The organism is Stenotrophomonas bentonitica, assembly GCF_002887735.1.
Taxonomy (GTDB): Bacteria; Pseudomonadota; Gammaproteobacteria; order Xanthomonadales; family Xanthomonadaceae; genus Stenotrophomonas; species Stenotrophomonas bentonitica_A.
The window spans coordinates 351,101-371,918 of sequence record NZ_PKQP01000003.1 but is presented as its reverse complement, the minus strand read 5'-3'; the positions used below and the strand labels follow the sequence as shown (position 1 = coordinate 371,918).

General features: G+C 69.1%; 18 protein-coding genes. 17 read left to right on the top strand and 1 reads right to left on the bottom strand.

Annotated features, from left to right (window positions below):
* Nucleotides 1-22: 22 nt before the first annotated feature.
* From C0R07_RS08805 to C0R07_RS08725, 17 genes are all read left to right on the top strand, one after another.
* Entirely contained in the window at nucleotides 23-574 is a 552-nt protein-coding gene (locus C0R07_RS08805; protein WP_019185495.1) for a membrane protein, read from the top strand.
* Nucleotides 567-2,252 carry an AMP-binding protein gene (locus tag C0R07_RS08800; protein ID WP_102788747.1) on the top strand — a complete coding sequence of 562 codons (1,686 nt, stop codon included), beginning with the start codon at nucleotides 567-569 and terminating at the stop codon, nucleotides 2,250-2,252. Before C0R07_RS08805 ends, C0R07_RS08800 begins: the two co-directional genes overlap by 8 nt.
* Nucleotides 2,245-3,030 carry a glycosyltransferase family 2 protein gene (locus C0R07_RS08795; protein WP_070470007.1) on the top strand — a complete coding sequence of 262 codons (786 nt, stop codon included), beginning with the start codon at nucleotides 2,245-2,247 and terminating at the stop codon, nucleotides 3,028-3,030. The genes C0R07_RS08800 and C0R07_RS08795 overlap by 8 nt, the downstream gene beginning before the upstream one ends.
* Nucleotides 3,027-3,974: an acyltransferase gene (locus C0R07_RS08790; RefSeq protein WP_019185492.1), complete on the top strand. Its 948-nt coding sequence runs from the start codon at nucleotides 3,027-3,029 to the stop codon at nucleotides 3,972-3,974. Before C0R07_RS08795 ends, C0R07_RS08790 begins: the two co-directional genes overlap by 4 nt.
* On the top strand, nucleotides 3,964-5,520 hold the full coding sequence (locus tag C0R07_RS08785; protein ID WP_102788693.1) for an HAL/PAL/TAL family ammonia-lyase: 1,557 nt from the start codon (nucleotides 3,964-3,966) through the stop codon (nucleotides 5,518-5,520). Before C0R07_RS08790 ends, C0R07_RS08785 begins: the two co-directional genes overlap by 11 nt.
* The gene (locus C0R07_RS08780) at nucleotides 5,507-5,929 is read left to right on the top strand and encodes an acyl-CoA thioesterase (protein ID WP_102788692.1); all 423 of its coding nucleotides are present in this window, start codon (nucleotides 5,507-5,509) and stop codon (nucleotides 5,927-5,929) included. Before C0R07_RS08785 ends, C0R07_RS08780 begins: the two co-directional genes overlap by 14 nt.
* Entirely contained in the window at nucleotides 5,926-6,546 is a 621-nt protein-coding gene (locus tag C0R07_RS08775; protein ID WP_102788691.1) for a LolA family protein, read from the top strand. The genes C0R07_RS08780 and C0R07_RS08775 overlap by 4 nt, the downstream gene beginning before the upstream one ends.
* Complete coding sequence (locus C0R07_RS08770; RefSeq protein ID WP_102788690.1) at nucleotides 6,539-8,884, top strand: MMPL family transporter; 2,346 nt, start codon at nucleotides 6,539-6,541, stop codon at nucleotides 8,882-8,884. Before C0R07_RS08775 ends, C0R07_RS08770 begins: the two co-directional genes overlap by 8 nt.
* 42 nt (nucleotides 8,885-8,926) lie before the next feature.
* Nucleotides 8,927-10,168, top strand: a complete 1,242-nt coding sequence (locus C0R07_RS08765; RefSeq protein WP_102788689.1) for an NAD(P)/FAD-dependent oxidoreductase — start codon at nucleotides 8,927-8,929, stop codon at nucleotides 10,166-10,168.
* Nucleotides 10,156-10,707, top strand: coding sequence for a DUF3261 domain-containing protein (locus tag C0R07_RS08760; protein WP_070469997.1), 552 nt, complete (start codon nucleotides 10,156-10,158; stop codon nucleotides 10,705-10,707). Before C0R07_RS08765 ends, C0R07_RS08760 begins: the two co-directional genes overlap by 13 nt.
* On the top strand, nucleotides 10,704-11,891 hold the full coding sequence (locus C0R07_RS08755; RefSeq protein WP_070469995.1) for a beta-ketoacyl-[acyl-carrier-protein] synthase family protein: 1,188 nt from the start codon (nucleotides 10,704-10,706) through the stop codon (nucleotides 11,889-11,891). The genes C0R07_RS08760 and C0R07_RS08755 overlap by 4 nt, the downstream gene beginning before the upstream one ends.
* Before the next feature lie 2 nt (nucleotides 11,892-11,893).
* Nucleotides 11,894-12,349, top strand: coding sequence for a dehydratase (locus C0R07_RS08750; protein ID WP_026070143.1), 456 nt, complete (start codon nucleotides 11,894-11,896; stop codon nucleotides 12,347-12,349).
* Nucleotides 12,346-13,077, top strand: coding sequence for a 3-oxoacyl-ACP reductase FabG (fabG, locus tag C0R07_RS08745; RefSeq protein ID WP_070426205.1), 732 nt, complete (start codon nucleotides 12,346-12,348; stop codon nucleotides 13,075-13,077). The genes C0R07_RS08750 and fabG overlap by 4 nt, the downstream gene beginning before the upstream one ends.
* The gene (locus tag C0R07_RS08740) at nucleotides 13,077-14,318 is read left to right on the top strand and encodes a beta-ketoacyl-ACP synthase (protein ID WP_102788688.1); all 1,242 of its coding nucleotides are present in this window, start codon (nucleotides 13,077-13,079) and stop codon (nucleotides 14,316-14,318) included. The genes fabG and C0R07_RS08740 overlap by 1 nt, the downstream gene beginning before the upstream one ends.
* Before the next feature lie 75 nt (nucleotides 14,319-14,393).
* Nucleotides 14,394-14,831: an excinuclease ATPase subunit gene (locus C0R07_RS08735; RefSeq protein ID WP_070426203.1), complete on the top strand. Its 438-nt coding sequence runs from the start codon at nucleotides 14,394-14,396 to the stop codon at nucleotides 14,829-14,831.
* Nucleotides 14,832-15,092: 261 nt separating this feature from the next.
* Nucleotides 15,093-15,359: a YcgL domain-containing protein gene (locus C0R07_RS08730; RefSeq protein ID WP_102788687.1), complete on the top strand. Its 267-nt coding sequence runs from the start codon at nucleotides 15,093-15,095 to the stop codon at nucleotides 15,357-15,359.
* Nucleotides 15,352-18,687: an ankyrin repeat domain-containing protein gene (locus tag C0R07_RS08725; RefSeq protein WP_102788686.1), complete on the top strand. Its 3,336-nt coding sequence runs from the start codon at nucleotides 15,352-15,354 to the stop codon at nucleotides 18,685-18,687. The genes C0R07_RS08730 and C0R07_RS08725 overlap by 8 nt, the downstream gene beginning before the upstream one ends.
* Nucleotides 18,688-18,761: 74 nt before the next feature.
* Here C0R07_RS08725 and C0R07_RS08720 read toward each other — a convergent pair whose 3' ends face one another.
* A complete protein-coding gene (locus tag C0R07_RS08720) occupies nucleotides 18,762-20,567 on the bottom strand; it encodes a monovalent cation:proton antiporter-2 (CPA2) family protein (RefSeq protein WP_070426201.1) in 1,806 nt (601 codons plus the stop codon).
* Nucleotides 20,568-20,818: the final 251 nt, after the last annotated feature.

Genomic DNA, 20,818 nt, shown 5'->3' with positions numbered 1-20,818 from the left:
CGGCCATCGCTGAAGACTGACCATGGTCCGGGTACGCGTCGCGGCGTTTGCGTTGCTGTCGCTGGCATACCCGCTGGTGGTGTACCTGTCGCTGGGCCGGTTCGAGCCGCGCTGGTTGTCGCTGCTGCTGTTCACCCTGGCCGCGCTGCGCGCGCTGACCACCCGCCAGGCGGTGTGGTGGGTGGCCGCGCTCGGTACCGGCGTGCTCGCCCTGGTCGCCACGGCCTTCAACCAGGCGCTGCCGCTGAAGCTGTACCCGGCGCTGGTGAATGCGGTGATGCTGGTGATCTTCGCGACCAGCCTGCGCTTCGGCCCCAGCGCGGTGGAGCGCCTGGCGCGGCTGAGCGAGCCGGACCTGCCGCCGTTCGCCGTGATCTATACCCGCCGGGTCACCTGGATCTGGTGCGGCTTCTTTGTTCTCAACGGAAGTCTGGCCCTGGCCACGGCGCTGTGGGCGTCCAACCAGGTCTGGGCGTTCTACAACGGATTGTTGGCGTACGTGATGATGGGTGCTCTGTTTGGTGGGGAATGGCTGGTCCGGCGACGGGTCAAGGCGGCGCATGCGCATGGCTGAGTGGATCGCACTGGACCGGTTGGCGCTGGTGCCGCGCCCGGGCCGCATCGTCGGCATGGCCGGCGACACCGTGGTGGACCATCCGCAGTTCCGCACGCAGGTGCTGCGCTGGCAGCAGGCCTTCGCACGCGCGCCCGGCACCGACTGGGCGCTGTATTTCGATGACACGCTCACCTTCGCCGCCGCCCTGCTGGGGGCGTGGCATGCCGGCAAGCGCGTGTTCCTCGGAGGCGACAACCTGCCGGCCACGCTGGAAGGATTGAGCCCGCGCGTGGCCGGTTTTGCGGGTGACGTGCCGGCGCGCTATGCGCCGCTGCAGCCGGATCCGGAGGTCGATCCCGCCGTCGTGCTGCAACCGCTGGATGAAGCCGCACTGGCACTGGTGGTGTTCACCTCCGGCAGCACCGGTGCGCCGAGCGCGATCGTCAAACGCATGCGCCAGCTGACCCGCGAGGTGGATGCGTTGCAGGCCGCCTTCGGCGAGCAGATGGACGGCGCGCAGGTGCAGGGCACGGTCTCGCACCAGCACATCTACGGCCTGCTGTTCCGCGTGCTGTGGCCGCTGGTGGCCGGCCGCGCGATCCAGCCGCGCCGGTTTTTCCATGAGGATCTGGTCAGCGCGCTGGGCGGCCAGCCGTCGGTGCTGGTGGCGACCCCGGCCCACCTCAAACGGTTGCCCGAACAGCTGGACTGGTCCTCGCTGGGCGGCCAGCTGCGTGCGGTGTTCTCCTCCGGTGGCCCGCTGCCGACCGAGGCGGCGCTGCAGGTCCGCGCCCTGATGGGCGTGGCCCCGACCGAGGTCTTCGGCAGCAGCGAGACCGGTGGCGTGGCCTGGCGGCGCTGGAGTGCCGCCCAGCCGCAGTGGCATCCGTTGCCGGGCGTTGCCTGGCGGATCGAGGAAGGTTGCCTGGCGGTGCGTTCGCCGCACCTGGACAACGACGACTGGTGGCTGACCCAGGACCGCGCCGTCGCCGATGACGGCCACAGCTTCCGGCTGCTCGGCCGCGCCGACCGCATCGTCAAGATCGAAGAGCGCCGCGTCTCGCTGGACGCCCTCGAACAGCAGCTGCGTGCGCACCCGGCGGTGCAGGACGTGCGCGTGCTGGTGCTGCCGGGCGCGCGCGAACAGCTGGCCGCCGTGGTGGTGCCGCAGGCGGCGGGCGCCGCGAACTGGGACGATGCACAGCGCCGCCGCCAGGCGCAGCAGCTCGGCGCGCATCTGGCCCAAAGCCACGATGCCGTGACCCGGCCGCGCCGCTGGCGTTTCATCGACGAACTGCCGCTCAACGCGCAGGGCAAGGTTACTGCCGCGGCACTGGCGGCCCTGTTCCGGCCGCTGATGCCGACCCCGGAGTGGCAGCAGCGCGATGCCACCAGCGCCTCGCTGCAGCTCGTGCTGGATCCGGACCTGGTCGCATTCGACGGGCACTTCCCGCAGGCCAGGATCCTGCCCGGCGTGGTCCAGCTGGACTGGGCGATCCACTACAGCCGCAGCGCATTCACGATGCCGCCGCAGTTCCTGCGCATGGACGCGGTCAAGTTCCAGCACGTGGCCCGCCCGGGCGACTGCCTGCAGCTGAGCCTGGGCTGGGATGCGGCCAGGTCGGCGATGAGCTTCCGCTACGTCTCCGTCCATGGCGTGCACGCCAGCGGCCGGGTGGTGTTTGGTGATGCGTGATGACTCCGGTGACGGCATGAGCAGGTCGGCCTTCGCCCCGCTGGTGGTGATCCCGGTGTACGACCACGCGCATGCGATCGGTGCGGTGGTGCAGGGCGTGCTGGCCAGTGGGCAGCCGTGCCTGCTGGTCGACGATGGCTCGCACCGGGAGTGCGCGCAGGTGCTTGATGCGCTGGCCCGCGAGCACGCACCGCAGGTGACGCTGCTGCGGCTGGCGGTGAACCAGGGCAAGGGTGGCGCGATGCTGGCCGGCTTTGCCGAAGCCGCGCGCCTGGGCTACAGCCACGTGCTGCAGATAGATGCCGACGGCCAGCACGAGACTGCCGATATCCCCCGTTTCGTCGCGCTGTCGCAGGCGCAGCCGGAGGCGGTGATCTGTGGTATCCCGCGCTATGACGCCAGCGTGCCCAAGGCGCGCCTGTACGGTCGCTACGCCACGCATATCTGGGTCTGGATCAACACGCTGTCGCTGCAGATCCGCGACTCGATGTGTGGCTTCCGCCTGTATCCACTGGCCCCGGTGATCCGCCTGATGGGCGAGGAAACCATCGGCCGGCGCATGGATTTCGACAGTGAAATCCTGGTGCGGCTGTTCTGGCGTGGGGTGAAGGTGATCAGTGTGCCGACCGCCGTCACCTATCCCAGCGATGGCGTCTCGCACTTCGATGTGTGGCGCGACAACGTGCGCATCAGCCGCATGCACGCGCGCCTGTTCGTCGGAATGCTGTGGCGCGCGCCGCGGCTGCTGTGGCAGCGCATCGCAGGGCCCGGCGCATGACCACGCCCGCCCCCGGCAGTGCCCCGCACTGGGCCGACATCGGCGAGTCCACCTCGGCCGCCGGCGTGCTGTTCCTGTGCTGGGTGCACCGCTGGTTCGGCCGCTGGCCGTTCCGGCTGTGCGTGTACCCGGTGGTGCTCTGCCACTGGTTGAGCAACCGGGTCGCGCGCGAATCGTCGCTGCAGTACCTGGAGCGCCTGCAGGCCCATACCGGCGTGTTCCCCTCGGCACCCGGGCGCTGGCAGAGCCTGAAGCACTTCGCGCTGTTTGCCGACACCATGCTCGACAAGCTGCTCGGCCTGGGCGGCCGCTATCCGCCCGAGCACATCCATCTGCAGCGCGACCTGGTGCTGGACAAGATCGCGCGCCGCGAAGGCGGGCTGATCCTCACCGCGCACATCGGCTGCCTGGAGCTGTGCCAGGTATTGGCCGAGCGGGTGCCGGGCTTCCACATCACCGTGCTGGTCCACACCGCGCACGCGCAGCGCTTCAACCGCCTGATGCAGCGGCTCGATCCGCTGGCCTCGGTGGAGCTGCTGCAGGTCACCGACATGGGCCCGGCCACCGCGGTCGAGCTGCAGCGCCGGGTCGAGGCGGGTGGTTTCGTGGCCATCGTCGGCGACCGCGTGCCGCTGCGTGGCGGGCGCACCGTGCCGGCCCCGTTCCTCGGCCACACCGCGCAGTTCCCGATCGGCGCCTATGTACTGGCCGCCGCGCTGGCCTGCCCGGTCTACACCATGGCCTGCCTGCATCACGGGCGTGGCTACCAGGTGCGCTTTGAACAGTTCACCGACCGCATCGTATTGCCGCGCGGTTCGCGTGACGCCGCGCTGACCGCGCAGGCGGAACATTTCGCCCGGTGGCTGGAAGTTCAGGTCACCCAGGCACCCTTGGACTGGTTCAATTTCTTCCCCTTCTGGGATCAGGCATCTCATGGCAAGTAAGGCCGATCAGGCACCCTCCGTCCGCTTCGGCGATGCGCCGCTGACCATCGAAGACGTGGTCGCGCTGTCACAGCGCCAGGCCCAGGCCGTGGTCACCGACGATGCCGCGTTCACCGCGCGCATCCAGCGCGGCGCGGACTTCCTCGATCGCCTGCTGCGCGAAGACGGCGTCATCTACGGGGTGACCACCGGCTACGGCGATTCGTGCACGGTGAACATTCCGCCGGCGCTGGTGGCCGAACTGCCGCACCACCTGTTCACCTACCACGGCTGTGGCCTGGGGCGTTTCCTGGACCCGCAGGAAACCCGTGCCGTGATCGCCGCGCGCCTGGCTTCGCTGGTGCGCGGCATGTCCGGGGTCAGCCACCCGCTGCTGCAGGGCCTGGCCACGCTGCTGCGGCATGACGTGCTGCCGCTGATCCCGGCCGAAGGCTCGGTCGGCGCCAGCGGCGATCTGACCCCGCTGTCCTACGTGGCCGCGGTGCTTTGCGGCGAGCGCGAGGTGATGTACCAGGGGTCGCGCCGCCCGGCGGCCGAGGTGCTGGCCGAGATCGGCATGGCGCCGCTGCGGCTGCGCCCCAAGGAAGGCCTGGCGATCATGAACGGCACCGCCGTGATGACGGCGCTGGCCTGCCTGGCGTACGACCGCGCCGACTACCTGACCAGGCTGGCCACGCGCCTGACCGCCTTCAACGTGCTGGCCAGTGACGGCAACGCCCATCATTTCGATGAAATGCTGTTCGCTGCCAAGCCGCACCCGGGGCAGACCCGGATCGCCGCGCGCCTGCGCCAGGACCTGCACAGCGACCGGCCGCCGCGCAACGAACAGCGCCTGCAGGACCGTTACTCGCTGCGCTGCGCCCCGCACGTGATCGGCGTGGTGCAGGACGCCCTGCCGTTCTTCCGCCAGCTGATCGAAACCGAACTCAACAGCGCCAACGACAACCCGCTGATCGATGTCGAGGGCGAGCGCATCCTGCATGGTGGCCACTTCTACGGCGGCCACATCGCCTTCGCGATGGACGCGCTGAAGAACACCATCGCCAACCTGGCCGATCTGCTTGATCGGCAGATGGCGCTGGTGGTGGATGCGCGCTTCAACCACGGTCTGCCGGCCAACCTGTCGGCCGCCACCGGTGAGCGTGCCGCGATCAACCATGGCCTGAAGGCGCTGCAGATCAGTGTCTCGGCGTGGACCGCCGAAGCGCTCAAGCAGACCATGCCGGCCTCGGTGTTCTCGCGTTCCACCGAATGCCACAACCAGGACAAGGTCAGCATGGGCACCATCGCAGCGCGCGATTGCCTGCGCGTGATCGAACTGACCGAACAGGTCGTCGCCGCGCTGCTGATCACTGCCCGCCAGGGCGTGGCCCTGCGCGAGCGTGTCGGCATGAAAGCGACGTTGCACGGCGATCTGGCCGCGATGTACCAGGACCTGTCCGAGCGCATCGCGCTGATCGAGGAAGACCGCGCGCTGGATGGCGAGTTGCGCGCCCTGCTGGACGATATCCGCGCACAGCGCTGGGAGTTGTATGTCCACGCCTGATCTGAGCTTCGAGGTGACGCTGTCGCCGGCCTTCCATGACTGCGATGCGATGCAGGTGGTCTGGCACGGCAACTATTTCAAGTACTTCGAGATCGCGCGTTGCGCCCTGCTGCAGCGCCATGATTACGACTACCCGCAGATGCGCGATTCCGGTTACCTGTGGCCGGTGGTCGATGCGCGGGTGAAGTACATCCGCCCGCTGCTGTACGGCCAGGCACTGCGCGTGCGCGCCACGATCACCGAGTGGGAAAACCGCCTGAAGATCGCCTATGAAATCGTGGATGCGGACAGCGGTACTACGCTGACCCGCGCCCATACCATCCAGGTCGCGGTCGACGCGGCCACCAATGAAATGCTCTACCTGTGCCCGCCGGTGCTGTGGGAGCGTCTGGGAGTGCAACCGCAATGAACCGTTTCCTGAGCATGCTGTGCGTGCTGCTGATGCTGGCCATGGTCGCCCCGGCGTTCGCCGCCACCGATGTGGAGGCAGTCAAGCAGCGCGTGGCCAAGGTCGACGTGCTGCGTGGCGAGTTCACCCAGGAGAAACAGGTCGCCGGCTTCAAGAATCCGCTGCGCTCGCAGGGTCGCTTCGTGCTGGCCCAGGACCACGGGGTGGTCTGGACCACGCTCAAGCCGTTCCCCTCCGAGGTGGTGGTCACCCGCGACCGCATCCTCAGCCGGCAAAGCGATGGCAGCAGCCGGGTGGAACTGGATGGCCGCCAGCAGCCGGCGATGCGCTCGGTCAACGCGATCATGTTCGCGTTGATGAGCGGCGATGCGCAGGCGCTGTCGGCGCAGTTCACGGTCAAGGTCGAGGTGTTGCCCGGCAATGCCTGGCGCATGCAGCTGACGCCGCGCTCGGCGATGCTCGGCAAGGTGTTTGCGCAGCTCACTCTGAGCGGTGACCGCTACGTGCGCGAGGTGCAGATCAACGAGGCCAACCAGGATGTCACCCGCATCCACTTTGCCGGCATGAGCGATACGCCGGCGGCGTTGAGCGCCGACGAGGGCCGCAAGTTTGAATGACGTGCTGACGTCCAACGGCCGCCTGCAGCGCCTCTGGCGCTGGCTGGCCATTGCCTGGCTGCTGGTGCTGATCGGCCTGGGCGTGCAGCAATGGCAGTTGTGGAAGAGCGAATCGCGGATCGATACCGACATCCTCGCGCTGTTGCCGCAGGATGCGCACGACCGCCTGCTCTCCGATGTCACCCGCCGTATAGCCGATGCCAACGCGCGCCAGATCGTGGTGTTGCTGGGCAGTACCGATGCGGCGCAGACCAAGGCGGCCGAGGCCGCATTCCGCGATGCCATCAAGGTGGAGCGGGGCGCTGCCCCGCTGCTCCAGGAAAGCGGCTCGATCGAAGGCTGGTTCGATCAGGCACGGGCGTTCTACACACCGTATCGCGACCGCCTGCTGACCAGTGCACAGCGCGAGCGGCTGCAGAACGAACCCACCGATGGCCTGGCCGAATCGGCACTGGCGGCGCTGTACGGCCCGATGGGCGCGCCGCGCCTGACCGAGTGGCGCCAGGATCCGCTCTCGCTGTGGCCGCAGTGGTGGCAGGAGCGCGCGCTGGGTTCGGGCCTGCAGATGGGCGATGACGGCCTGCTGGAAGCCGATGGAAAGCATTGGTCGATCGTGCAGTACGACACGGTCGGCTCGGCGTTCCAGCTCGATGGCGAGCGCCATATCGACCTGCTGCTGGACACCGCCGCCGAGGCCGCCATGAAGCAGGCGCCGGGTCTGGAAGTGCTGCGTGCCGGCGTCCCGCTGCATGCGGAAGCCGCGGCCGTGCAGGCCAACTGGGAGATCAATACGATCGGCTGGGGGTCGCTGGCCGCGGTACTGCTGCTGGTATGGCTGGCGTTCCGTTCGCTGCGCCCGATCCTGCTGGTGGCCGCCTCGCTGCTGATCGGCTGTGGCGTCGCGCTGGCGGTGACGGTGCTGGTGTTCGGCAAGGTGCATGTGTTGACGCTGGTGTTCGGTGCCTCGCTGGTGGGCGTGGCCGAGGATTACGGCATCCACTGGTTCGCCTCGCGCCAGGCCGAACCGGCGGACCGCCGATGGAAGCTGCTGCGGCACCTGCTGCCTGGCCTGTGGCTGGCGCTGTTGACCAGCGCACTGGCCTATCTCGCGCTGGGCCTGGCGCCGTTCCCGGGGCTGCGCCAGATGGCGCTGTTCTCGGTGGTCGGCCTGGCCGCCGCCTTCCTGACCGTGATCTTCTGGTTCCCGTGGCTGGATGGCGGCGAAATCCGTCGTACCGGCTTCGCCCGCTGGCTGGGCGCCACGCTGGAGCGCTGGCCGCGCCTGCATGGGCGCAGTGCCGCGCTTTTCCTGGGCGTGGTGACGGTGCTCTCGGCGATCGGCATCGCCCGTCTGCAGACCAATGACGACCTGCGCAGCCTGCAGTCATCGCCGCCGGACCTGATCGCCCAGCAGATCCGCATCAGCCAGATGCTGGGCATGCCCAGCCCGGCGCAGTTCTATCTGGTCCAGGGCGATACCGCCGAGCAGGTGCTCGAGCGCGAAGAGGCACTTATCGATCGCCTGCGCGTGCTGGAAGCGGACAAGCAGATCGGTGGCTACCGTGCGATCAGCGACTGGCTGCCCTCGCAGCAGCGCCAACATGCCGATGCGGCCCTGACCGCCAAGGTCGAGCCGCAGGTGCTGGCACGGGTCGGTGCGGCGGTGGGTGAGCCACTGCTGCGCCCGGCCTATGCTGCGCAGGACCTGCAGGCCGACGCCTTCCTTGCCTCGCCGGCAGCCATGCCGTTCCGACATCTGTGGCTGGGCGCGGTCGGGCAGGGCGTGGCGTCGGTGGTGATGGTCGATGACCTCTCGCGTGCCGATGCGCTGGCGCTGCTGGAAGCACAGGCCAAGGGCATCGATGGCGTGCGGTGGGTGGACCGGACCGCCGATTTCTCGCAGCTGCTCAAGCATTACCGCAAGCTGATGAGCGGGCTGCTGCTGATCGGCATCGCACTGGTGTTTGCGGTGCTGTTCTGGCGCTACCGCGGCCAGGCCTGGCGCGTGCTCGCCCCGACCCTGATCGCCGGCGCACTGACGCTGGCGCTGCTGGGGCTGTTCGGCCAGCCACTGCAACTGTTCAACGTCCTCGCGCTGATGCTGCTGCTCGGCATGGGCATCGACTACGGCATCTTCCTGATCGAACACCGCGGTGATGCCAGTGCCTGGCTCGCGGTCTGCGTGGGCGCGGCCAGCACCTGGTTGTCGTTCGGCCTGCTCGGGCTGTCGGCCACGCCGGCGCTGCGCGCCTTCGGGTTGACCCTGTTGTTCGGCATCGGCCTGGTCTGGCTGATCTCGCCGCTGTTCCGCCCGCCACCGCACGACGCACCGCACTGAGCGACCGCGTTTCCCTCTCATGATCTGATCAAGGATGTATCGATGAACCCGCAGGTGGAACGTACTGAAATCCTCGTCATCGGCGCCGGCCCGGCCGGCTCCGTGGCGGCGGCGATGCTGCGCCGGCAGGGGCGCCAGGTGCTGATCCTGGAGCGCCAGGCGTTCCCGCGGTTCTCGATCGGCGAGAGCCTGCTGCCGCAGAGCATGGAATACATCGAAGCGGCCGGGCTGCTGCAGGATGTGGTGCAGGCCGGGTTCCAGTACAAGAACGGTGCGGCGTTCGTGCGTAGCGAGGCGACCACCGAGTTTGATTTCCGCGACAAGTTCTCGCCGGGCTGGGGCACCACCTACCAGGTGCAGCGCGCCGACTTCGATGACGTGCTGGCGCGCGGTGCCGAGCGCATGGGCGCTACGCTGCGCTTCGGTGATGAGGTGCTGTCCGTGCAGCCCGGGCGTCCGGCGCAGGTGCAGGTGCGCCGGCCCGATGGCAGCGAGTACACCATCGAGGCCGGTTTCATTCTCGACGCCAGCGGCTTCGCCCGGTTGCTGCCGCGCCTGCTGGACCTGGAGTCGCCGTCGAATTTCCCGGTGCGCGGTGCGATCTTTTGCCATGTGCGCGACCACATTCCGGCCGGCGCGGGCTTTGATCGCAACAAGATCCTGATCACCACCCATCCCGAGCACGTGGACGTGTGGTACTGGACGATTCCGTTCTCCAACGGCTGCTGTTCGCTGGGCGTGGTGGCCGAGCCGAGCTTCTTCGCGCGCTACCCGGGCACCGATCTGGAGAAGCTGCAGGCCATCGTCGGTGAGGATCCGAACCTGGCCCGCCTGCTCGGGAACGCCGAATGGGCGGTGCTGCCGGTGCGCACCATCACCGGGTACTCGGCCAATGTCTCCTCGTTGTGGGGCGAAGGCTATGCCCTGCTCGGCAACGCCGGCGAGTTCCTCGATCCGGTGTTTTCCTCGGGGGTGACTATCGCGTTCAAATCGGCCCAGCTGGCCAGCGATTGCCTGGCCCGCGAGCACGCCGGTGAAACGGTGGACTGGGAACAGGACTTCTCGGTGCCGCTGCGCGCCGGGGTGAAAACCTTCCGGCGTTTCGTCGAGGCCTGGTACGCCGGTGGCTTCCAGAAGATCATCTACCATCCCGATCCGCAGCCGGAGGTGCGCCGCATGATCTCCTCGATCCTGGCCGGCTATGCCTGGGATACCAACAATCCGTACGTTGCCGACGCCAGCGGTCGGCGCCTGCGCGTGCTGGAGGAACTGTGCAGCGCCTGATCCTGACCCTGTTGTTGAGCCTGCTGCTGGCCGCATGCGCCAGCACCCGCATGCCCACGCCGCTGGTACAGCTGCCCGTGCTGCAGCTGGCGCCCTCGGCATTGCCGCAGGCGGTGCAGCTGCAGCAGCGCCTGCAGTTCCGCTTCGGCAGCCACGAGCGTGAGCTGGATGCCCTGCTGGAGGTGGATGCCGAACAGGTGCGGCTGGCGGTGCAGGCGATGGGCCAGACCGGCGTGCGCATGGTCTGGGACGGGCAGCATCTGGAACAGACCCGGGCCCCGTGGCTGCCGCCGCAGGTGCGCGGCGAGCGCGTGCTCGACGACCTGCAGTTCGCGTTGTGGCCCGCCGCGGCGATCCGTGCCGCGCTGCCGGACGGCTGGAGCCTGCAGGAAACCGACGGCGTGCGCAGCCTGGTCCAGGGCGGCACACCCTGGCTGGTGCGCGAGACATTGCCCGATGGTCGCGTGCGGCTGCGCAACCTGGCCGAGGGCTACGAACTGGTGATCGAATCAATGGACATGGGGCAGGGCCGAGAGTGAGCAGCAGCGCGGTCTATCTGAACGAGCTGGGAGTGATCTGCGCACTGGGGGCCGACCGCGCCCAGGTGCGCGAGGGCCTGTTCGCGGCGCAGCCCGGCGGGCTGCACGACAACGACACCATCCTGCCCGGCCGCACGCTGGCGCTGGGCGAAGTGCAGGCGCCGCTGCCGGACCTGGCCGACCTGCCGGTCGCCCTGCGCGGCCGCAACAACGGCCTGCTGGACGCTGCGCTCGGCCAGATCCGCGAGGCCGTCGATGCCGCCGTCGCCCGTTTTGGTGCCGAGCGCGTGGCGGTGATCATCGGTACCAGCACCTCGGGCATCGGCGAGTCGGAGCACGCACTGCGCACCTATCACCGCGATGGCGTGTGGCCGGCGGATTTCCATTACGCCCAGCAGGAAATGGGCACCGCCGCGCGCTTCGTGCGTGAGCGGATCGGCAGCACCGGCCCGGCCTGGACGATCTCCACCGCGTGCTCGTCCAGCGCCAAGGCGCTGATGTCGGCCGCACGCCTGCTGCGCGCCGGCGTGGTCGATGCGGTGGTCGCCGGCGGGGCGGACTCGATGTGCCGCTTCACCGTGGCCGGGTTCAGCGCGCTGGAGTCGGTCTCGGCGGTGCGCTGCAATCCCTTCTCGGTAAACCGCAGCGGCATCAACATCGGCGAAGGCGCCGCGCTGTTCCTGATGACCCGCGAGCCGGGCCCGGTGCGCCTGTCCGGCTGGGGCGAATCGTCCGATGCCCACCATATGTCCGCGCCGGATCCGCAGGGACGTGGCGCGATCGATGCCATGCAGCAGGCGCTGGACCGGGCCGGGCTGGCGCCGGCGCAGATCGACTACGTGAACCTGCATGGCACCGCCACCGGTCACAACGATGCGATGGAAAGCCAGGCGGTCGCCGCGGTGCTGGGCACGCAGGTGCCGGCCAGCTCGACCAAGCCGCTGACCGGGCACACGCTCGGCGCCTCGGGCGCGATCGAAGCGGCGCTGTGCTGGATGACCCTGGCCGACAACCCGGACCAGCAGCTGCCCACCCACTGGTGGGACGGGCAGCCCGATGACGCCTTGCCGGCGCTGGCCCTGGTGGCACCGGGCACGCGCGCTGCGCAACCGCTGCAGCACGTGCTCAGCCATTCGTTCGCCTTCGGCGGCAGCAACGCCGTGCTGGCCCTGGCGCGAGGATGAGCATGCCGCTGCCCGATGACATCGATGCGGTGCTGCCGCACCGCGACAGCATGCGCCTGATCCACCGCGTGGTGGCCTGGCAGGACGAGTCCATCGCCGTTGAGGTGGACGTGCCTGCGCAGGGGCTGTTCTGCACGCCTGATGGCGTGCCCGCCTGGGTCGGGGTGGAGTACATGGCGCAGGCGATCGCCGCCTGGGCCGGGTGCCGCGCACGCCACGCCGGCCGCGCGCCGTCGATCGGCTTCCTGCTTGGCACCCGCCGGTACACCGCCCACCAGCCGTTCTTTGCCGCCGGCAGCTGCCTGCGGGTGGAGGCGAACTGCGAGTTGTTGGGCGAGAATGGCCTGGGCATGTTCGCCTGCCGGATCCTGGCGGGCGATATCGAAATGGCGGTTGCCAACGTCTCCGTGTTTGAACCCACGGACGCGATGGCCTATCTGGAGAGTGGAGAGGCATGACAGGGAATCTGACCGTGCTGGTGACCGGCGCCAGCCGGGGCATCGGCCGTGCCGTGGCGCTGCGTTGCGCGCGCGACGGCTTCGATGTGGTGGTGCATTGCCGCAGCCGCATCGAGGAAGCACAGGCCGTGGTGGCCGAGATCCAGGCGCTGGGCCGACAGGCCCGGGTGCTCATGTTCGACGTCAGCGACCGCGATGCCGCGCGTACCGCGCTGGAAGCGGACATCGAAGCGCACGGCACGTATTACGGGGTGGTCTGCAATGCCGGCATCGCCCGCGATGGCGCCTTCCCGGCGATGCCGGCCGAGGATTGGGATGCGGTCATCCACACCAACCTGGACAGCTTCTACAACGTGCTGCACCCGCTGGTGATGCCGCTGGTGCGCCGGCGCAAGCCTGGCCGCATCGTCACCTTGTCCTCGGTCTCCGGCCTGGTCGGCAACCGCGGCCAGACCAACTACAGCGCGGCCAAGGCCGGCATCATCGGCGCCACCAAGGCGCTGGCGCTGGAGCTGGCCAGCCGCGCGATCACGGTCAACTGCGTGGCCCCCGGGCTGATCGAGACCGAGATGGTCAATGAAGAAGTGGTCGAGCACGCGCTCAAGCTGATCCCGGCCAACCGCCTGGGCCAGCCGGAGGAGGTCGCTGCCGCGGTCTCGTTCCTGCTCTCCGAATCGGCCGGCTACATCACCCGCCAGGTGATCTCGGTGAACGGAGGGATGGTCTGATGGCCCGCCCCGATCGTCGCGTGGTGGTCACCGGCGCGCCTGCCATCAGCCCGCTCGGGCAGGACTGGGCGAGCATCCGTGCGCGCCTGCAGGCCAGGACCAATGCGGTGCGCTACATCCCCGAGTGGGAGGTCTTCGATGGCCTCAACACGCGGCTGGCCGCACCGGCGGAAGATTTCGAACTGCCCGCCAACTACAACCGCAAGACCACCCGCAGCATGGGCAAGGTCGCGGTGATGTCGGTGCGCGCCACCGAGCTGGCGCTGGAGGCGGCCGGCCTGCTCGGCCATCCGGTGCTGCGCAGTGGCATGGCCGGCGTGGCCTATGGCTCGTCCTCGGGCAGCCACGAGGCTACCGCCGAGTTCGGCCGGATGCTGCATGAGCACACCACCGAAGGCATCAGCGCCACCACCTACCTGAAAATGATGAGCCACACCTCGCCGGTGAACATCGGCGTGTTCTTCGGCTTGTCCGGGCGGGTCTACACCACCTCCAGCGCCTGCACCTCGGGCAGCCAGGGCGTGGGCTCGGGCTATGAAGCGATCCGCAGCGGCAAGCAGACCGTGATGGTCACCGGCGGTGCCGAGCAGCTCGACGCCACCGCCGCCGCCGTGTTCGACACCCTGTTCGCCACCAGCGTGCGCAACGATGCGCCGCAGACCACGCCCAGTCCGTTCGATGCGCACCGCGACGGCCTGGTGCTGGGCGAGGGCGCCTGCACGCTGATCCTGGAAGAGCTGGAGCATGCCCAGGCCCGCGGCGCCACGATCCTGGCCGAAGTGGTCGGCTACGGCACCAACAGCGACGGCCAGCACGTCACCCAGCCCAGCGCCGGAACCATGGCGCAGGCCATGCGGCTGGCGCTGGAGGATGCCGACCTGGCTGCCGACCGGATCGGTTACGTCAACGCGCACGGCACCGCCACCGAGCACGGCGACATCGCCGAAACCCAGGCCACCCACCAGGTGTTCGGCCCCGGCGTGCCGATCAGCTCGCTCAAGAGTTATGTGGGTCACATGCTCGGTGCCTGTGGCGCGTTCGAGGCCTGGCTGAGCATCGAGATGATGCGCGAGGGCTGGTTCGCCCCCACCCTGAACCTGCACGAGGTCGATCCCCGATGCGGCGTGCTGGATTACATCCATGGCGACGGCCGTGCCCTGCAGACCGACTACGTCATGAGCAACAACTTCGCCTTCGGCGGCATCAACACCTCGTTGATCTTCCGCCGCTGGCAGGATTGACCGCAGTTTCCGGCCCGCGTCGCGGGCCGGCCGTTCCGTAGACCCCTCGCATCCCCCCAACAAGGAGAAAGTTGAATGCGTCGTTTTGCCCTGATCGCCGCCACCGCGCTGCTCGCCCTGGCCAGTACCGCCCAAGCCCGCGAAACCCGTGTCGAGCAGTCGCTGCATGAGCTGGTCAATTCCGCTGAAGCCCGCAACGTGGGCATCGACGGCAGCGTGAAGTTCTATCTGGCCGGTGAAAAGGTCAGCGTAGTGGAACGCCTGGGCGAGGACGTGACCAACAAGAAGACCAACGCCGCCAACAAGAGCGATGCCGAAGCCTGCCGCTGGGTGGCGCTGTCGGCGCTGCGCGCGCTGCAGGATGGGGCAAAGTCGCGCGGTGCCAATGCCGTGGTCGACATCGTCAGCTACTACAAGAAGAACGAGTTCAAGAGCACCACCAGCTACGAATGCTACGCGGGCGCGATCCTGGCCGGCGTGGCGCTGAAGGGCACCTACGCCAAGGTGAAGTGAGCCCCCGGACCACCGTCCCTGCCGGGGCGGTGGTCCATGCAGCGGCCAACGCAGGTACCGGCGGCATCGCCGCAGCGACGCATTCATCACAGCGGCATCGGCAGACTGCAGCGGCGCCCAGCTGAACGACATCACGACATTGATGAACCTGATGCTGTCGCGTGACGGAAAACCGACGGTAGACAGTGCACGTGGCTTTCACCTGTGCCGGCTTTCCTCCACAATCATTGTCATTCACTACCCTGGGCAACGCCCTGCGGCATGCAAGCCTACGTCTATAAAAGCCAACGCAAGCAGGACAGCTTCGTCTATCTCGCCGTTCGTGATGACTTCTCGGTCATCCCTGACGCGGTAAAGGCCTCGCTGGCGCCGTTCCAGTTCGTTCTCGAAGTGGCCCTGACTCCCGACCGTCGCCTCGCCCAGGTCGATGCCGCACAAGTGCGCCAGAACCTGACCAAGCGTGGATTCCATCTGCAGTTGCCGCCGCCTCCGTTGGCGCCGGTCAGGTTCCCGCGACGCAATGATTGAATCCCAACGCCCCCGCGCCGTCGCATCTGCTGCCGCCCTCGGTGCGCTGCTGGCCCTGGCTGCGGCCATCGGCGGCGTGCCCGGTGCCGTGTGCGCCGCATTGGCCCAGCCGGCGTTCGCGCTGGCGGTCTCGTGGTGGCGCCGCACCCGCTCGCTGCAGCCGCTGCCGCAGGTGGTCCGTCAGGATGCGCCTGCGCTGCTGGCGCTGTGGGGGCTGGGCCCGCTGCTGCTGACCCTGCTGGTGGCCTGGCCGCTGAGTGCCCTGCACGACAGCGGCAGCCTGGCCGCCGTGCTCGGCGTGAGCGTGGCAGTCAGCGCCGCGCTGCTCGGGGTCTGGCGGACCTGGCCGCTGTGGAATGACGTGGAACGCAGCGAAGGCAGCCTGGCCCGTCACTGGCAGACCCTGGCCGGACGCGACCTGACCGCCTGGCGCGGGCTGGCCGTTGCTGCGCTGGTGGTGCTGGTGTGCGCGCTGGTGGTGCTGCCGGCGTGGCCGGGCCTGGTTTCGGCGGCGCTGCACTGGCCGATCGCCGCTGCAGTGGTACTGCTGTCCCCGCTGGCGCACGTGCTGCTGCAGGCGATTGCCCCCGCATCGACCCTGAGCGCACCGGTACCGGCCGAGACCCGCGGTGACCGCGATGATCTGTTCGCCGACGCGTACGCCGAGCCCAAACCGCTGGAATCGATCAGCCTGCACGAACAGCAGCCGGCGCTGTATGACGCGGCGCGCAGCGGCCGGGTCGACCGTGCCCTGCAGTTGCTGCAGGCCGGCGCCGACCCGCACGGGCTGCCCGATCCAGCCTGGCGCGACCAGCGCAGCCTGGCCGTGCTGGCCGCGGTGCTGCCCGACCTGCGCCTGCTGCGCGAACTGATCGCGCGCGGCGTGGGCGTCAATGCCCCGCACCGTGGCATGACCCCGCTGCTGGCTGCTACCCGCGACAGTTGGCACGGTCGCCCCGAGGCGGTGATGACCCTGCTCGCCAATGGCGCCGACCCGCGCGCGGTGGACAGCGAGGGCAACACGCCGCTGCATCACGCGGCGCGCAGTTCCGATCCCGGTGTCGCCGCGCTGCTGCGTGATGCCGCCGCCGAAGTGGACGCGCTCAATGACGACGGCTGGTCGCCGCTGGCCGTGGCCTGCCAGGTCGGCAACTGGCGGCTGGCCAAGTTCCTGCTCGAACGCGGGGCCAAGACCGAGCCGGCCGAGGGCACGCCCGTGCTGCTGGCCGCGGCCGGCACTGAAGAAGACGACCCGGCCGGTGTGCAGCTGCTGCTCAAGCACAAGGCCCGCGCCGATGCGCGCGACCGCCAGCGCCGCAGTGCGCTGCACGAAGCCGCGCTGGCCGGCCATGTCGACATCATCGACGTGCTGCTGGCCGCCGGCGCCAACCTGGAAGCACGCGATGCACTGGCGCGCACGCCGTGGCTGGAGGCCGCGCGTGGTGGCCGGGCCGGCGTGGTCGAACACCTGCTGCCGCACCATCCCGACCTCAATGCGGTGGATGGCGAAGGCCGCAACGCCGTGCTGCTGGCCTGCATGGCCGACAACGTCTCGCCGCTGCTGGTGCGCCGCCTGCGCGACCTGGGCATCGCCGCCGACGTGGCCGATCCGCAGGGCCGACGCGCGGTGGACATCGCCGCCGGTGCCGGGCGCTGGGCCATCGTGTCGCTGCTGGATCCGTCCTATCCGCTGCCCTCGGCGGTCAGCGATGGGCTGGTGATGTCCGGTGACAGCGATGCGGCTCCTGCGTCGCTGCCGGACCGCCCGCCACTGGAACTGCTGCGCGAAGCACTGAGCTTCGGCAACGTCGAGGGCATGGCGGCCCTGGCCCGCCTGTGCGCGCCCGAAGAACTCGGTGCGCTGCTGCACGATGCCGAACTGGCCCTGGACCCGCAGGCGCTGGACTGGCTGCTGGCGCATGGCGCGGCCCCGGAAGTGCTCGATGCCTGCGGGGATACCCCGATGTTCGCGCTGCTGGCGCGCGGCATCGATGCGGTGCCGGCCCTGCAGGTGCTGCTGCGCCGCGGCCTCTCCCCGGCCGGTCGCGGTGGCCTGGCGCGCCTGCTGAGCGCCTGCGCCCAGCATGACCACGCCTCGCGTGGCCTGGAGCAGCTTGCACTCGAACTGCTGGAACGCGGCGCCGACCCGTTCGCGCCGTCGCCGGCGGGCGACCCGCCGCTCTCGCTGGCCGTCCGCCTGGGCTGGCTGCGCCTGCAGCAGGCCCTGCTGACGCTGGGCGTGGACCGCGAAGCGCGCGACAGCCATGGCATGACCGCCCTGCATCTGGCCACGGCGCTCGCGCGCGAAGGCTCGATCAAACTGCTGGTGCAGCAGGGCGCCTCACCCGAAGCCCGCGCCGCCGACGGCCAGACCCCGCTGGGCGTGGCATTGTCGATCGGCCGCCGCGACCTCGCCGACTGGCTGGACTGGCGGGTGTGGCCGTTGCCGCGCCGCGCGCTGCGCGACGGTGACCTGCCGGCCGCTGCGATGGCCGGCGATGCCGATGCCGTGCGTCGCCTGATCGACCTGGGGTTCGGGGTCGATGCCGTCGACGCCCAGGGCTGCACCGCGCTGCTGCGCGCCGCTGGTGGCGGTCACCTGGCCGTGGTGGATCTGCTGCTGACCCGCGGTGCCAACCCGCAGCATGCCGCCGCCAGTGGCGCCACGCCGCTTTCGGCGGCAGTCAGCATGCGCCAGGTGGATATCGTCTCGGCGCTGCTCGATGCCGGTGCCGAACTCGAATACCGCCTGCCGGGCGGCGTCACCGTGCTGATGCTGGCCTCCGCGCTGGGCCTGCCGGACATCGTCTCGCGCCTGCTCACCGCCGGTGCCAACGTGCACGCCGGCGATGCCCAGCAACTGGGTCCGCTGCACTGCGCGGCGCTGTACGGCTTCAGCGCGCGGGACCGTGCGCGTCTGCTCGCCCTGCTCGACACCCTGCTGCTGGCCGGTGCCGAACCGGACCAGGCCGCCGCCGGCTCGGTCACGCCGTTGCTGCTGCTGCTCGGCGCACGCGCCGAGCCGGGCACCGCCTGCGACGAGCAGATCGTGCTCGCTGCGGTGGAGCGTCTGCTGGACGAAGAGGTCTCGCTGGACGTGCGTGATCCGCGCGGCTTCGGTCCACTGCATCTGGCGGCGCTGCACGGCCTGCCGCTGCTGGTGCAGCGCCTGCTGCGTGCCGGTGCCGATCCGGATGTACGCGACGCGCTCAACCGCAGCCCGCGCGAGATCGCGGTGATGCGCGGCTTCATCGACGTCGCTGGCGAATTCGAACCGCTGGTGCCGGGCGTCTCCTCGATGGCCCGGTTCCTGCGCGATAACGGCTGACTCCGCGGCGGGTAGTGCCGGCCGCTGGCCGGCAGCGGATCAATGATGCACGCGACGGTGCATCCGCAGGTTCATCAATGCTGCGGACGGTCGTCCGCGCCCTTCCCATCACTCTCCGCATCCGCCTCGAACAGATGCATCAGGTCCGCACGCGCATCGCGCGAGGTCTGGATCACCGCCGCTTCGTCGTCGTAGACCAGGTACTGATCGCGCAGGAGTTTTTCGTCGTGCTCGCGGAAGCGCTGCACATGGCTGCGTGCGGTCTCCACCGACATGCCCAGCGCGATCAGCATCCGTTCGCTCAGTTCCAGGCTGGTGCCGAACACCTCGCGGAACGGCTCGGCGGACATGTCCATCAGCCGCCACGCATGCTGGCGGTTGCGTGCGCGCACCAGCACCACCGCATCCGGATACATGCGCCGGATCAGCCGCGTGGCCCGCATGTTGGCGTCCGGATCATCCAGCGTGACCACGTACACGCGGATGTGTTCGCCACCTGCGGCGCGCAGCATCTCCGGTCGGGTCGGGTCGCCGTAATAGAGTTTGTTGCCGAACCGGCGCAGGTCCGAGACCGTGTCCGGGTTCGACTCCAGCGCCACGAAGGGAATCTTCTGCGCGGTCAGCAGGCGCGCCACCACCTGGCCGAAGCGGCCCATGCCGGCGATCATCACTTGCGGCTGTACATCGTTGATGTCGACCTTGTCAGCAGGCTGGACGGGGGCCTTGGGTCCCTCGTCGCGACCCAGCAGGCGGATCAGGACGATCATCAGCAGCGGTGTGATCGCCATCGACAGACCCACGATCGCCACCAGCCGATCATGGTTGGCGCTGCCCAGCAGATGCGCGCGCTGCGCCTCGTTGAACACCACGAAGGCGAACTCGCCGCCCAGCCACAGCACGCTGCCCAGCAGTACCGCATGGCGGGTACGCAGCTTGGCCAGCTTGCCGATCCCGAACAGCAGGCCGAACTTCACCACCAGCAGGATCGCCACGCCGGCGGCGATCATCATCGGCTCGGCGATGATGCGGTCCAGGTCGATGCCCATGCCCACCGCGATGAAGAACAGGCCGAGCAGCAGGCCCTTGAACGGCTCGATCTGCGATTCCAGTTCGTGCCGGAATTCCGAATCGGACAACAGCACGCCGGCCAGGAACGCGCCGAGGCTGGGGCTCAGGCCGGCCTCCTGCATGAACCACGCGGTGCCCAGCACCACCAGCAGCGCAGTGGCGGTGAATACTTCGGGGCTGCGTGTACGCGCGATGATGTTGAACAACCGGCGCAGCACCGGCCGGCCGCACAGGATCACCACGGCCAGCGCGCCGATCGCGATCGCCACGTCGTTCCACTGCAGGGTGTCGTTGCGCGCACCGCCGAGCAGCGGAATCGCGGCCAGCAACGGGATCGCGATCAGATCCTGGAACAGCAGGATCGCAAACCCGAGCCGCCCGTAATCGCTGTTGATCGCCTTGTGCTCGGACAGCAGCTGCAGGCCGACCGCCGTGGAGGACAGCGCCAGCGCGATGCCGACGATCAACGCACTCTTCCACTGGAAATGATCGAGCATCAGCAGGCTGCCGAGCACGAGGGCGCTGAGCGCCACCTGCAGCGCGCCGGCCCCGAACACCGAGCGGCGCATCACCTTCAGGCGGGCGGGGGACAACTCCAGGCCGATCACGAACAGCAGCATCACCACGCCGATCTCGGCGGCGCTGAGGATGCGGTCGGCGTCCTGCACGAAGCCCAGCCCATCGGGGCCGAGCACCACGCCGGCGGCGAGGTAGCCGAGCACCGCGCCCAGGCCGAGCTTCTTGAACACCGGCACCGCGATCACCGCGGCCAGCAGCAGCACCAGGGCCAGCTCGAGCGCGCCGCTATGCATGGGAGAACCTGCTCATGGGATCGTGTGCCGTGCGGGTGGAAAGCCTCCCCGGGGCAGCCGGGGCCCGTGGCCGGGGCCACACGCCATTATGCGGCCGCGATGCCGGCCGAAGGCCACTGTTACCCGAACGGCGCGCTCCCCAAGGGTTGACCTGCGTCACACCCGGGTCCAGACTGCCCGCCGCTGCTGGCGTCCGCCGTCGGCAGTAAACCCATCCGGAGTCCCCAACCCATGTCCAGCGACAGTAGAAG